Below are 13153 nucleotides of genomic sequence, written 5' to 3'. Positions count from 1 at the left end.
GGTGGTGTGGTGAGTGCCCGGCTCAGGTCACGGGGTGGTGTACCGGTCGTGGTCGATGTGCCAGATGAACGCGTGGACGATGTGCTTCAGGGCCTGGGCGTGGTGCGTGAGCGGCAAGGAGCCGGTGGCGGACAGCTCGTCGATGAGAGCGCGGGCGAGCACGGCCTGCTCGTCACACAACCGGGCGGCGGCCCTGAGCGCCTCGGGAAGCTGCAGGCGGTGCTCGCGCATCAGCAGTGTCGGCAGGCTCAGCGGCGGCACGGGGCTCCGGCTCGCCTCCCGCGAGTAGGAGGCGAGGTCGTTGACCCACCCGGCCAGACATGCGACCGCGAACTCCGACCGGTCCACCAGGTGCGCAGCGCCGTGCCGGTCGGGCAGTTCGTAGGAGAGGGCGATCGGTGTGATGGCGGTGAGGGTGCGGGCGAAGACGGTGAGGGGCCGCATCGTGCGGTAGGTGTGCAGCGGGACGCGGCTGGGGTCGTTCAGGTAGTGGGCCTCCCAGAGGAGCCCGCGGAGGTTTCCGTGCAGGTGTCCGGTGAGGGTGAGGTACTGGCTGGGCGTGGCCCTGTCCCGGATGCGGTCGAGGAGGTCGAGCAGCGCTGTCGTGAACGGTCCTGGCGGTGACGTTGGGGCGTTGTCGGCCAGGACGCCGGTCAGCTCGTCGACGTGGCCGGTCAGGGCGGCGGGGTCGGCCGCGGCGGTCGTCTCGCCGTGGGTGTCGTCGAAGGCCACGAGCCACAGGAAGAGCTCGGCGGCGAGCAGAAGGCTGTCGAGATCGGCGGTGGGCAGCGCGCGGACGATGCCCTGGCTGGTGATGCCGCACAGGGTGCGGAGCTCGTCGGCCGGCACGGGGAGGTTTCGTTCGGCGGCCCAGCGTCGGAGGTGTCTGTCCGCGGTGACAGCGTGGGGGCTGGTCGGGAACGGGCCGGGGAAGGCGGCACCGAGATCGGGCAGGGTGAGGGGGACGGGCGCGATGCCGGGGCCGCTGTTCACGCCGCCACCCGGGCGGTGCCGCTCTGGCGGGCTTCAGTTCTCATCCGCAGGACGGACGGGTGGACCGTGATCGCGCCGACTGGCACGGGCCGGATCCCGGGGGCCGGTCGCAGCCGCCAGCGGGAGGCGATGAGGGCCGTGATGACCGTCATCTCGGTCCAGGCGAACGCGTCACCGAGGCACTGGCGCTTGCCGGCGCCGAACGGGATGAAGGCGTTCTTCGGCGGCTGGGGCCGGTCCGGCAGCCAGCGGTCGGGGTCGAACCGCAGCGGGTCCGGGTAGAGGCCGGGGTCGCGGTGCAGGGTGTAGGGGCTCCAGACGACGTCGGTGCCGGCGGGCAGGGTGAAGTCGCCGAGCCGGACCGCGGCGGTGGCCTGCCGGGTCACCAGCCAGCCGGGGCTGTACAGGCGGAGGGTCTCCTGGACGAGGGCGCGGGTGAACGTCAGCCGGGGCAGGTGGTCGGCGGTGAGTTCCTGTCCGGCCAGGACGGTGTCGACTTCGGTGTGGAGTCGTGCCTCGAGATCGGAGTGGCGGCCGATCTCGTGGAAGAGCCAGGCCATTACGACGGCCGTCGTCTCAGATCCGGCGGCGAGCAGGCCGGTGACTTCGGACAGGATCTCGTCGTCCGGGAGCGGGGCGCCGGTCTCGTCCCGGGCGTCCAGGAGCATCGAGACGACGTCGTCGTAGTCGTCGGGGCGTGTGAGGTGGTCGGTGATGATGCCGGCCACCGCGTGGTGCAGGGTGCTGCTGGCGCGGGCGAGCCTGCGGTTGTGGCGGGTGGGCAGCCGGTCGAGCAGGGGCAGCGGCACGAGGGCGCGCCGGAGGGCCGCCTTGAAGAGGGTGTCCACGCTTGTGAGGATCGCTCGGGCGGTGTGAGGTGCGGGGGCGGCGGAGAACGCGGCGCGCATGACGATGTTCTGGGCCATCAGCTGCATCTCGGTCTTCAGGTCGAGTTCGCCGCCTTCGCTCCAGGCTCCGATGGCGAAGGCGGTGGTGTCGCGCATGGTCCGGACGTAGCCGGTGACCCGCTCGCGGTGGAAGGCGGGCTGCATCAGCCGGCGGCGCGCGAAATGCCCGGGGCCTTCGGCGACGGGAAGGGCGTCCTTGCCGAAGAGCCTCAGCTTCTCGAAGAGCAGCCCCTTGGTGAAGTGACCGGACTGGGCGGTGAGCATCTGGTGGATCAACTCGGGCGAGTTCACCACGGTCACGGACTTCGGACCGAGCATGATCCGCACGATGGGGCCGTGGGCGCGCAGTTGCTGGAGGAAGCCCAGCCGGTCGCGAAGGAGCGGCAGCGCGTGTCCGATGAGCGGGCGCCTGCCCGGAGCGATCGGCGCGAGCCGGTGGTCGGCCGTCACGAGGCCACTCCTTCCGTGTGCCGTCCGGGGCCGTGCCGAGTCAGCAGTTCGCGGGCGGCAAGGATCTCGGCCTGGATCATCGCGGTGGGGGCGTAGAGCGTCTTGTCGTGCCACAGCGCCGGGGGCCGGTCTCGGCTGCCACGGTCGTCGAGGGCGTTCTCGGCGCGCTGGAGCGCTGTGCGCCACCCGGGCCGGGTGGCGGCGGCGGGATCGGCGAGGAGGATCTGCACCGCGTACGCGGTCTCCTCCGCCGTGCCGCCCCAGACGCCCCAGGTTCCGTCGTCGTGCTGGCTGGCCAGGACCCGGTCGACGGCCGTCTGGATGGCTCGGCGGGTGCCCGGTCCGGGGTGGCCGAGGAGGGCTCGAACACACCGCTCGGTGGCGTAGTACGGGGAGGCGTGCCACTTGTCCGTCCAGGCGCCGTCGGTCTGTTGATCCACCAGCCAGTCGCGCACGAGGTCCATGCGCGGGCGGTGGACCGGGCGCGCGGCCGGCCGCAGACGGAGGTGGGCTGTCAGGGCCTGGAGGGCGTGGGCGTTCGCCGTGACGGATCCGGTGTCCTCGCCGATGTAGCACCGGTAGTGGGTGTCGGCCCAGAACGCGGCGAGCGGGGCCGGGTCACAGGCTGTGCCGGTGACGGCGGCCACCAGCACGGCCATCGAGGTGTCGTCGGCGTCGGGCAGGAGACCCGGGGCACCGCGGACCCCGGCCGGGTCGTAGATGTCGTGTGCCCAGCCCTCGGCCGCGGCGCGGCACGCGGGCGGCAGGCCGGGGCGGGCGAGGGCGGCGGCGACCCACAGCCGCTCGAAGACACGGACCGGTGCGGCCTCCGGCAGGAGCCCGCCATAACGGCGGGCCGCAGCCGACAGGGCCGCCCTCGCCTGCTCTCCCTGCGCACGGTCCGGCTGAGAGGCGAGCCATGCGGCCGTGGCCGCGGGCGAGCTACCGAGCAGGCCGTCCGGCACGGGCACCACGCCGCCGGGCAGATGCCGAGCGACGCCCTCGAAGGTGTGGTGGAGCTTGCCCGGGACACCGGCGCGGCACCGCTGCGCGATCTCCTCGTGCCGATCGGGCCGGAATCCGGGCGGCACGCTCAGGCGCGCCCCGCGCGACACCGGCCCGAGGCGGGGCAGCGTGCCGAACCCGGGCCGGTCCAGGAGGTCGTTGATGCGGGCGACGAGGCTGGGGACGAGGACTTCGATGGCTGCGGTGTCCGGCCACGGCCCGTCGGCCGGCAGGGCGCGCAGCGCGGCGACGCCGTCGGCCGCAGCCGACGCGAGCCGGCCTCGGGTCGAGACGGCGGGGGTCTCGTCCCGGACGATGGTGGCGAGCAGGGCTTCGACAGCGCTGAGCGTCGGAAGCAGCCGGTACCGCGCCGGCCCTTCGCCCCAGGTGCCATCCCGCAGCTGCTGGTCCAGCAGCCATCCGAGCCGGGTACCGTGCCCGTCGAGCTCCGGTGCCAGGGAGATGACGCGCGCCGTCTCGTACACCGACGCGCGGACGCTGCCCCACGGGTCGGCGTCGATGTCCGCCATCAGGCGGACGGCCTGGGAGTCGAACCGCCGAAGCGCCTGCGGTATGACAGCGGTGCTGGCCCGGGTGCCGGTCACGACTGCCGCACCGTGGCTATGCCGGCGATCTCCCTCAGGGCCTCGGCGGCGGGGAAGGGAAACGGGGCCCGGTCGAGTACGGTCAAGGCCGCATGGCGTCGGGCCGTGATCATCGTCTCGACCTGCCGGCGAGCGCCGGAGTGCTCGATGACGTCACGTACGCGCCCGAAGTCCTCGTCCGACAGGTCCGGGTTGCCGACCGCCGTGCGCAGCAGCCGCCTGCCGGCGGCGGAAGCCGATTGCAGGGCGAGCGCCATCAGCACGGTGGCCTTGCCCTCCCGTATGTCGTCACCGACCGGCTTGCCGGTCTTGGACGGATCGCCGAAGACGCCGAGGAGGTCGTCGCGCAGTTGGAAGGCCTCCCCCAGCGGGATGGCGAACTCGCTGCAGGCGCTGTGCACATCGGGTCCGGCGCCGGCGAGAGCCGCGCCGATGCGCAGCGGCCATTCCACGGTGTAGGAGGCGGTCTTGTAGCGCACGATCCGCAGCGCGGCCTCGACGTCGTCGGAGGGGCGGCCGGTCGCCATCAGGTCGAGGTACTGGCCGTACACGAGCTGGCTGCGCATGGTCTCCAGCAGGGGCTGGATCTGCCACGTCGCCTCCGCGCCAGGGCCGGTGCGGATGAGGTCGTCCGACAGCGTCAGGACGAGGTCGCCGAGCAGGAGGCCGGCGGCCAGGCCGTGAGCCGTGGCCCGGCGGGGCGGGTGCCCGTCGGCGACGTACGCCGTGGCGAGCGCGCGGTGCGCCGTGGGGCGGCCGCGACGCAGGACGCTGCTGTCCATCACATCGTCGTGGATCAGAGCGAAGGCATGGAAGAGTTCTAGGGACGCGGCCATACGCAGAATCCGGTCCCGGTCGCCGCGCCCCTCACCGGCGTACCAGCCTGTGACGCACATGTGTGCCCGCAGGCGCTTGCCGCCGTCCAGGAGACTGCTCAGCGTCGTGAACAGCGGAGTCATCTCCGGTCCAGGCGCGGCCTGGGCCCTCTTGACGAGGAAGTCGGCGAGGATCGCGTCGACTTCGTCCCGTACGGCGGGCAGATCCGGCAGGGCGGTGGCGGATGTCACCGGTCGGCGTTTCCCCGTCTGGTCGAGGACCGTCATGGGGGCCTCCTTCTTCTTCAGAGCGGACCGAGATGGGCGGCTGTGAGGGGGCGGGTCGGCGTCGCCGGGCCGGACTTACCCGTGGCGCGGCAGCACTCCTTGCTGCGTGGTGCGGGAAAGGCGAGGTTCAGCGCGGCCGGGCGGAGGCCGGCAGCCGCCCGGCGGCGGGCCGTCGCGGCTCGGTACTAGCCGGGCGAGGCGGGGTGCTCGGTGCCGGTGTGAGCGGGGTGAAGCGGCAGGGAAGTGCCGTCAGGACGCGGTAGATGGGGTCGGGCCGGTGCGCCAGCTGCTCGGCCGGTACGGCGAGTTCGATGTCCGGCAGGGTGGCGGTGAGCCGCTCGATCGCGGCGATCGCGACGACGAGGGCGATGGACTGCGCGGGGCACTCGTGCGGGCCGGCGGCGAACGCCAGGTGCGCCTTGCGGTCGGAGCGGAATCCCTCACTGGTCTGTCCGGTGTAGGGGCAGGTGTTGATCGCGGCGTAGGAGACGAAGACCGGTTGGCCCTGCTCGATGTCACGTCCGTGGAAGTGCACGGAACGATTCGGCCGGTGGAGGCTGTACATGGCCAGGGGCGGGTCGTTCCACAGGACGTCGTCGATGGCGTGCGGGATGGGCAGACTGCCGGTCGTGAGGGTGCCGCGGTAGCGGTCGTCGGAGAGTATGCGGGCGGCGGTGTTGGCGATGAGACCGGCCAGCGTTTCCCAGGCGGCGCCCTGGGTGATCAGGACCTGGTTGGTCACTTCTTCCGGGGATAGGCCGTTGGGGTGGTCGATGAACCACGAGGTGAGGTCGTTGCCTCGCTGGTCGGCCTTCGTCTGGTAGAGCGCGCTGAGGTAGGCGCCGAGGGACTGCTCGCCTTGGGCCTTGCGGGTGAGATCTGTGCTCGTCATCGCTTCGACCGCACCGATGAGCTGGGCCGCGGCAGCGTCGGGCATCCCGAAGAGGGAGTTGAGCACCATCAGGGGGAGCCGCCGGGCGTACTGGTTGACGAGGTCGGCGCGGCCGGCGTGGGAGAACTCGGCCAGGAGTGTGTCGGCGTGCCGTAGCGTCGTGTCCCGCACGTGCCGGGGGTCGAGGAGCGCGAAGCTGTCCGTGATGACCCGGCGCAGGTGTGCGTGTTCCTGCCCGTCGGCGAAGAACAGGCTGGGGCGCCACTGGAGCATCGGCATGACCGGACTGTCGGCCGGGACGTGCTGCATCCATCCGCGGGTGTCCTTGGTCCACAGGCCGGTCTGGTCGTGGAAGAGGTCCAGGGCGGCCCGGTAGTCGGTGATCACCCAGACGAGGACGCCGGCGTCGATCTCGGCGAGTCCTACGGGGCCCTGCTCCCGCAGGCGGGCGAAGCTGCGCTGGGGGTCGGCGGCGTGCTCGGCGGTGTAGAGCGGCACGGCGGAGAACTGGGGGGCGGACGTCATGAAAGATCGGCTCCGGCGCGGGATACGAGGTGGTCGGCCAGTGTTCTGAGGGCGTTCAGTACCGACGTGCGGTCCCGCGCGTCGCAGGTGACCAGGGGGGTGTGCTCTTCCAGGTCGAGCCTTTTGCGCACGAGGTCGAGTTCGTGCTCGGGGGTGTCGGGGAACTGGTTCAGTGCGACGACGTAGTCCAGTCCGGCCTCCTCGACGAGGTCCATCACCTCGAAGGAGGCGCCCAGTCTCCGGGTGTCGACGAGGACCAGGGCGCCGAGGGCTCCCTGGGCGATGTCCTCCCAGATGACCCGGAACCGCTCCTGCCCGGGCGTCCCGAACAGGTACAGGACGATGCGGGCGCCGGGCAGCGTGAGGCGGCCGAAGTCGAGGGCGACCGTGGTGGTGTTCTTGCCGTCGACGACCAGGTCGTCGACCGAGGCCGCGGCCTGTGTCATCGGCTCTTCCGTGTGCAGGCTGCGGATCTCGGACACCGTCTCGATGGCCGTGGTCTTGCCAATCCCGAACGGCCCGACGATGAGGATCTTCACCAGGTCGAAATCCCCGTCGGGCAGGTACACCGGTGACGGCGGGCTGCTAGAGGGCGGTGAGGAGACCATCGCGGACCCTTTCCAGGAGAGACTTGGGGGGCCGCCCGGCCCCGGGTGTCCGAATGCCGTCGGGAATCCCGGAGAGAGGCGTTCGTGCCATCAGGTCGCCGTCGTCGACGAGCTGGGAGGCGAGCATCTTGCAGACCCCCATCGGCAGTCGCAGGTAACCGGCGGATTCTGCGACGGTCAGCGACCCCTTGGCGGTCAGGTCGAGCAGCCGCTGCTGTGCCGGGGTGTGGTGGGGCTTAGCCGGAAGGCCGGTAGCGATAAGTACGGTGAGCGCCTGCAGTGAGTTGCGGGTGGGGGCGCTGCTGCCTCCGGGCGCCAGGTAGCTCGGGACGAGCCTGCGTCCCTGGCCTTGGCTCATGAGGCGGGGCCGTCGTTCCGCGACGACACGCTCATGACCTTCTCACCGAGCTTCTTCGCCCGCGTGGCCATGGTCTGTGCGATGATGCCCATCGGCGTCGCCGGGCCGAACGCGGCGGCCAGGTAGGCGTTCGTCCCTCCACCCACCGGCATGACCATGAGGGTGCCGGCGCTCACGCCGTCCTGCGACGTGGGGTCGACGTCCAGCTGCACGGTGATGGTCGAGATGGGCGTCTTCTCGTGAGCGCCGAGGGCCTCCACCGCCGCGGCACGGCTCGCTCCGTGGAGGGACGAGATCGCCGCGGAGACCCGGTCGACCATGTCCCTCTTGGCACGGTCGTCCATGTCCCTCTTGGCCCGGTCGGCCGTGCCCTTGGCGGTGCCTTCGGACACCCCCACGACGATTCCGTCAGAGGAGATGATCAGTGCGATGTGGACACCGCTGATCGTGGTGATCGGGTCCAGGACCCAGGACGGATCGGCGATCTGCGCGGCGAGGGTGGAGCTGCTCATGTTCGGTCCTCATTTCGGATGTCAGAAGGGGTTCCGGCTCGTCCAGCGGCTATCCCCTGTTCGAACGCGTCCCAGGTGTTGCGGGCCTGCTCCGGCTCGGGGGGACGACCTCCGGGTACGGCGCGCTCCTCCAAACCGGGCACCCTGCGGCCGCGGCGGTGCCGCTGGGGCAAAGCCCCGCTGTCCGAGCTGGCGGCCCCGGGGTCGTCGGAGGTGATCGCTCTGCGTGGTGCGCGGGGAGCAGGGGCCGGCAGAGGGGACATGGCGGATAGGGGGGCCGTGTGAGGGTCGATCGAGGTGACCAGAGCCGGGGGAATGGTGATGATCGCGCGGACCCCCGAGTAGGGGGACGCCTGATCGACGGTGACCTGGAATCCGTGGTCAGCGACCAGCTGGCCGATGGCCGCGAAGCCGAGGGCGGGAGGATCACCGAGCTCGGTCAGCAGAACCTGCTGCCTGCCGGCGAGCAGTTGCGCCGCGCGACTGGCTTCCTCGGTAGTCATGCCCTTGCCGGCGTCGTCGATCTGGATGCACACCGCCCCGTTGTCGGTCTGCAGGAGGGTGACCTCCACCGAGAGGTCCGCCCGTGACGACTCCAAGGCGTTCGCCAGCAGCTCCGTGCAAGCCACCGCGATCGGCTCCGCAGCGCGTCCGACAACGCCGATGGTGTCGGTGCGCAGCTTGGAGTGGAGGTGGATGCGCTCGAAGCCGTGCAGACGGGAAGTCGCCCCCGTGACGAGGTCGGGCAGATGCGTGTCCGGGCGGACGAGGCCGGGCCAGGAGCCGGTGACGATGGCCGCCTTCTGCACCAGGCGTACCAGCTGCTCGTTGACGTGGTCGAGACGGAAGTAGTTCTGGAGGGTCTCGTCGTCCTCGCATGTCTGCTGCAGCGTGTCGAGATCGGTCTGCAGCTGGTACGACTTCGCCTGGATCTCCATGCAGGCGCCTCGCAGTGCGGCGCGTGCGGCCGCATCCACACGCTGCCGCTCTTCGAGAACCGCCCTCGCGAACATCTCCTGGAGGGAGTCGAGGAGAGCCGCGAACTCGGTGCCGAAGAGGCTGGTGTCCATCAGGCCAGGAACGGGGTAGTGGGGGCTGCGCAGATGCAGAGCCTGGCTGGGCAGCCGCACATTCACGAGGTGCTGCAGCGCCTCGTTCCTCCGCAGCTCCTCGGCCTCAGCGGCCGCTCGGCCCTCGGCGTGACTGCGAGAGAGGGCCCGGCGTGATCGCGCCATGAGGGCCACGGCGGCAGTGACGCCGCCGACGGTTGTGCCGCTCAAGGCCGCGATGGCCACTTCGTGTATCGCAGTCACGGTCAGGTCCTCGGGTATCGAGGCCGCTTCCCCGGACACCGTTGGGTGATGTCAGGGTCACCCTGGGGGATGCCCGGCATCCGGGGAAGTGGCGGATGGTGACAGGCGAGTGGTCGAGTGCTCCCGGGCCCTCGCCTGAGGGACGTGAGGGGTGGTGCAGTCGTCAGTACCAAGTCCGGCCCCACCCCACAGGACAGGGCCGGTTTGGAACTGATCAACACCCTGCCGCGCTCCTGGAGGGTTCCGCCAGGGCGCGGGTGTGTCACCTCGGTGGTCACTTTTCCTGCCCCGCCCCACAAACCCGAGCGGCGAAAATGGCACAACCCTTACAAATCCCGGATCCATTGAGGGCTGGCCGCTGGAAAAGTGACCATCGGGGTGACACACCGGTCTCCTGGACGCGGGTACCGGACGAATGCCACGGTGAGTGGCGGCTGGCTGGCAGCACCGCCGCCGCCCACCAACTTCTTTCGCGCCGACGCGCCCGCGCCCGCCTCAGCAGGCCGAAGCGGCGCCCTGATCCCCGCGAAGAGAGCGAGCCTTCGTGACCGCTTCATACCTCTCCCCCCGGCGCCTGATTGCCGGAAGGGACGAACATCCCCTGGGGGTCGGCTGCCGGCCCATCGGTGGTCCGGCGACCAACGAAGGCCGTCCGGTCGGATGGGCCCAGGTGGCCGACAGCAGCGCGGTCGACGCCCTGCTCCGCGCGCATGCCCTGGGGGCGACCGTGTACGACACCTCGGACGTCTACGGGCTGGGCCACTCGCAGAGGTTGCTCGGCAAGATGCTCGCCCAAGTGCCGCGCTCAAGCGTGAGCATCACGTGCACCGTCGGCACCTACAAGGGGACTGGCCAGCACGCCTACAGTTCCCTCAACCTCTTCCGCCAGGTGGAGCAGACCCAGGAGAACCTGGGCGTAAGGCAGCTCGATGTGCTGGTCCTCGCCCACGCCGACTTCGGGCCGGGCGACCGCTACCTCGAAGAAGCGCGGGACACCCTGCAGGCCCTGCGCGATTCCGGCGACGTCGCGGCAATCGGGATGCGCGTGCCTGGCATCCTGCCAGCAAGCTCAGCCACTTCCGATCCGGGCGTCGGCCACTGGGGAAGCCAGCTGCGCTACGACTTCCTCTTCGAGCAGCTCAACCCGCAGGTCCTCAGCACCGCCGTCAATCCGCTCGAACCGCAGACCGATTACGCTGCCGCGGCCGAAGCTCGTAGTGGGGAGAGCGTCTTCTCGTTCGCGCGCCGACACGGTGCCGCCACCATGATCCACGAACCGCTCCTGCACGGACTGCTCACAGGGAAGTACGGTCCCGACGCGGCCTTCTCCACCGGCGACGTTCGCTCCCGGTACACCCCGGCGGACCTCGAGATCGTCAACCGCGGCCTGGAGGCGCTCCGCACTCGCTTCGGGAGGGACCCGCAGGCTCTCGCGCGGATTGCCCTGCACTACTGCCTCAGGCGCTGCCCTGACTCCATCGTGCTGGCCGGGGCCTCCAGCCCAGAACAAGTGCACAAGAACTTCGAGGGTCTCAATGTTGAGGTGAGTGACGACGACTACGCCGTCGCGGAGCGAGCGTATTCGACTCTGCACGCCGAGTTCGCCCGGCATGCCGCCTCGACGACGGCAGCGCCCTAGCGGCCGTCAGAAACGGGACGACTCCTGGCCCAGTTCTTTCGCGGCAGCCTCGGAGTCAGCGCTCAGTGCCGATAGCGTCCGGCGGTCTCTTGAGACCGCGGCACTCTCCCTGGCCTGTCCGCACTTTCCACCTCATGGGGCCGACTGATCCGGTCACACAACACCAACTCGCCAGGCTGCTCGCCGCGGCCCGGCGCCGGGAGACCCACGGCATCCTCGCCGCCTCCCGGGTCGATATCAGCGATGCCGATAGGGAGTACGAGGCGATGCTCGAGAACATCCGAACCCTGAGAGCGGGGCTTGCTCTCGCGCGTGAGGAGAACGTCCTGTGACCTCACCGAGAACGCCCACGGCCGCCGTGACGGCACGGAGCCCGGAGACGATCCCTCCCCCCGGACGCCTCGATCTGCCTTTCATCGAGACAGGCAAAAAGCTCACTGGCGACGCGCGAGCGGAGTTCGCGAAGAAGGTTGTGGCCGCCTACCGCACCCCGGGCCGCACGATCACTATCCGGGAGATCTGCGAGGCCACGAACCGATCCTATGGAGCCATCCACTCCCTCCTGAGCGAGGCCAGGGCCACCAAACGCGGACGCCGCACCGCCGGCACGGAAGAGCAGGCGAGCTCGTGAACGAGCCCCACCGGCCCGAACCGGGCTACCCCGCTCTCGCGGAGGACCTGCTGGCCCGCGCGCAACGGGCTAAGGAACACTGGCGCACGCCCGGCGCCGAACGCCTCGGCATGTCACCACACGCGCTCGCGGCCCTGGCCCAGACCCAGCACGACAATGCCGCCGGGCTGAAGCGGATCGTCGAACGGCTCGGGCAGTGGCCGGGCCGCAGCACCGTGGGGACGGACGCCTGCCAGGCCGCCGTGGACATCGCGGTGCACAGCGACCACAACCCGGCGCTTCAGCGGACGCTGCTCGGTCTGCTCCAGAGAGCCGTGGAAGCCGGTGACGCCACCAGCGCCCAACTCGCTCACCTGCACGATCGCTGCCTGGTCAACGCTGGCCAAGCCCAGCTGTACGGAACCCAGCACTGGTACCGCCCCGACGGGCTCCTTGAACCGCACCCGATCGCCGATCCCGAACAGTTCGACACCCGCCGAGCCGGCGCGGGCCTGCCGCCGTACACCGACCAGGCCCGCCGTCTGCGCGAGCGACACGGGCCGATCGCCTCCTTATCTGCCCCCGCCGCGGTTGAACCCACTCCTGCACCCGACACACGCGCGGCGTGACCGCGCCACGACCCCAATCCACCCGAACCGGTCCTGCGTGCCGCCACCCGTCCAAGGAGATGGCCCCCTTGTCCCTTGCACAGCCCACCTTCGACAACGAAATCCGCGTCGTGTGCTGGAACATCGAGCACAACGGTCGCGGCCGACACGGAGGGGAGGACCACCGCGAGCTGGCCCGCGACATCCTCGCCTCCATCAAGCCGCACGTGGTGCTGCGCCAGGAGCTGACCGGCGCTTGGGATCGCGGGAAGGCGGACCTGTACGCCGAGGCCAACCGGCTCGGCGGCCTCACGCCGTTCATGTCCGCCCCGCAGGAAGGACGCAGCCGCAACCCGGTCGGCGTGATGGTCGACCCCAACGTGTTCTTCGTCGACGGCGACTTCGAACACGACATGCCGTGGAAGCCGATCTGCAATCCGCGCGTCCGCCTCAAGGGCTGCCCGAAGCCGATCGACTTCGCCTCGGCACACCTGTGCCACTTCGACCCGGACCTGCGCGCGACCGAGGCACGGCGGCTCACCACCCTCGCCGACAGCGCCCGCAGTGCCCTGGTGGGGATGGACGCGAACAGCTACCCGCACCGCACGGACCTGGAATCCGTGGCGCTCCCGGACTGGGACAGGGTCGAGGACCGCGTGCACTACCAGCACCGGACCATCGAGCGCGCCGACCGACGTGTCTCCGACACCCGACCGGACGAGATCCTCTCCGGCGGCAACCCGGTCTTCACCGACCTCGGCCTGCACGCCGCCACGGTCCTCGGCCAGCCCGGCGCCCTCGCGGCTACGGCGAGCCTGAAGCGCACCGACCAAGGGCCCGCCCAACGCATCGACCGCATGTACTGCACCCCCGACCTCGTGCCGGCCCTGACCGCCTTCGAGGTCCTGGCGACCGACGACGTCCGAGCGGTCTCCGACCACGCCCTGCTCCTCGCGCGATTCGACCTCGACGTCCTTCGTCGAGCCCTCACGCCCACCCGCTGACACCTCAACCTCTGGGGGGA

Annotated in this window: 14 protein-coding genes; 5 read left to right on the top strand and 9 right to left on the bottom strand. The window is 70.6% G+C overall.

All coding sequences use genetic code 11. The features are described 5' to 3' along the window. Positions 1–27: 27 nt before the first annotated feature. From IG90_RS0105785 to IG90_RS0105745, 9 genes are all read right to left on the bottom strand, one after another. Positions 28–993: a terpene synthase family protein gene (locus IG90_RS0105785; RefSeq protein WP_030578532.1), complete on the bottom strand. Its 966-nt coding sequence runs from the start codon at positions 991–993 to the stop codon at positions 28–30. Beyond that, a complete protein-coding gene (locus IG90_RS0105780) occupies positions 990–2351 on the bottom strand; it encodes a cytochrome P450 (RefSeq protein WP_030578530.1) in 1362 nt (453 codons plus the stop codon). Before IG90_RS0105780 ends, IG90_RS0105785 begins: the two co-directional genes overlap by 4 nt. Then, positions 2348–3961 carry a hypothetical protein gene (locus IG90_RS43325; RefSeq protein ID WP_051860010.1) on the bottom strand — a complete coding sequence of 538 codons (1614 nt, stop codon included), beginning with the start codon at positions 3959–3961 and terminating at the stop codon, positions 2348–2350. Before IG90_RS43325 ends, IG90_RS0105780 begins: the two co-directional genes overlap by 4 nt. Then, a complete protein-coding gene (locus IG90_RS0105770) occupies positions 3958–5064 on the bottom strand; it encodes a polyprenyl synthetase family protein (protein WP_030578526.1) in 1107 nt (368 codons plus the stop codon). Before IG90_RS0105770 ends, IG90_RS43325 begins: the two co-directional genes overlap by 4 nt. Positions 5065–5191: 127 nt before the next feature. Further along, positions 5192–6481 carry a cytochrome P450 family protein gene (locus IG90_RS0105765; RefSeq protein ID WP_051860009.1) on the bottom strand — a complete coding sequence of 430 codons (1290 nt, stop codon included), beginning with the start codon at positions 6479–6481 and terminating at the stop codon, positions 5192–5194. Beyond that, entirely contained in the window at positions 6478–7089 is a 612-nt protein-coding gene (locus tag IG90_RS0105760) for a GTP-binding protein (protein WP_030379291.1), read from the bottom strand. The genes IG90_RS0105765 and IG90_RS0105760 overlap by 4 nt, the downstream gene beginning before the upstream one ends. Next, the gene (locus IG90_RS0105755) at positions 7067–7447 is read right to left on the bottom strand and encodes a DUF742 domain-containing protein (RefSeq protein WP_030578522.1); all 381 of its coding nucleotides are present in this window, start codon (positions 7445–7447) and stop codon (positions 7067–7069) included. Before IG90_RS0105755 ends, IG90_RS0105760 begins: the two co-directional genes overlap by 23 nt. Then, positions 7444–7959: a roadblock/LC7 domain-containing protein gene (locus tag IG90_RS0105750; protein WP_030379289.1), complete on the bottom strand. Its 516-nt coding sequence runs from the start codon at positions 7957–7959 to the stop codon at positions 7444–7446. The genes IG90_RS0105755 and IG90_RS0105750 overlap by 4 nt, the downstream gene beginning before the upstream one ends. After that, complete coding sequence (locus tag IG90_RS0105745) at positions 7956–9272, bottom strand: ATP-binding protein (protein ID WP_030578520.1); 1317 nt, start codon at positions 9270–9272, stop codon at positions 7956–7958. Before IG90_RS0105745 ends, IG90_RS0105750 begins: the two co-directional genes overlap by 4 nt. A 670-nt stretch (positions 9273–9942) precedes the next feature. Between IG90_RS0105745 and IG90_RS0105740 the strand changes: the two genes are divergently transcribed. The 5 genes from IG90_RS0105740 to IG90_RS0105720 all read left to right on the top strand — a co-directional run bounded on the left by IG90_RS0105740 (position 9943) and on the right by IG90_RS0105720 (position 13133). Beyond that, a complete protein-coding gene (locus tag IG90_RS0105740; protein WP_051860007.1) occupies positions 9943–10911 on the top strand; it encodes an aldo/keto reductase in 969 nt (322 codons plus the stop codon). A 134-nt stretch (positions 10912–11045) separates the two neighbouring features. Next, a complete protein-coding gene (locus tag IG90_RS0105735; protein WP_030578507.1) occupies positions 11046–11243 on the top strand; it encodes a hypothetical protein in 198 nt (65 codons plus the stop codon). After that, complete coding sequence (locus IG90_RS39185; RefSeq protein ID WP_033893736.1) at positions 11240–11542, top strand: helix-turn-helix domain-containing protein; 303 nt, start codon at positions 11240–11242, stop codon at positions 11540–11542. Before IG90_RS0105735 ends, IG90_RS39185 begins: the two co-directional genes overlap by 4 nt. Continuing rightward, positions 11539–12150 (top strand): DUF6624 domain-containing protein, encoded by a 612-nt coding sequence (locus IG90_RS0105725; RefSeq protein WP_051707554.1) that lies wholly within the window; start codon positions 11539–11541, stop codon positions 12148–12150. Before IG90_RS39185 ends, IG90_RS0105725 begins: the two co-directional genes overlap by 4 nt. A gap of 68 nt (positions 12151–12218) precedes the next feature. Beyond that, a complete protein-coding gene (locus IG90_RS0105720) occupies positions 12219–13133 on the top strand; it encodes an endonuclease/exonuclease/phosphatase family protein (protein WP_233435916.1) in 915 nt (304 codons plus the stop codon). Positions 13134–13153 lie beyond the last annotated feature (20 nt).

This window comes from Streptomyces anulatus (genome assembly GCF_000721175.1).
Classification (GTDB): Bacteria; Actinomycetota; Actinomycetes; order Streptomycetales; family Streptomycetaceae; genus Streptomyces; species Streptomyces anulatus_C.
This window is presented reverse-complemented; position numbering and strand designations above follow the sequence as displayed.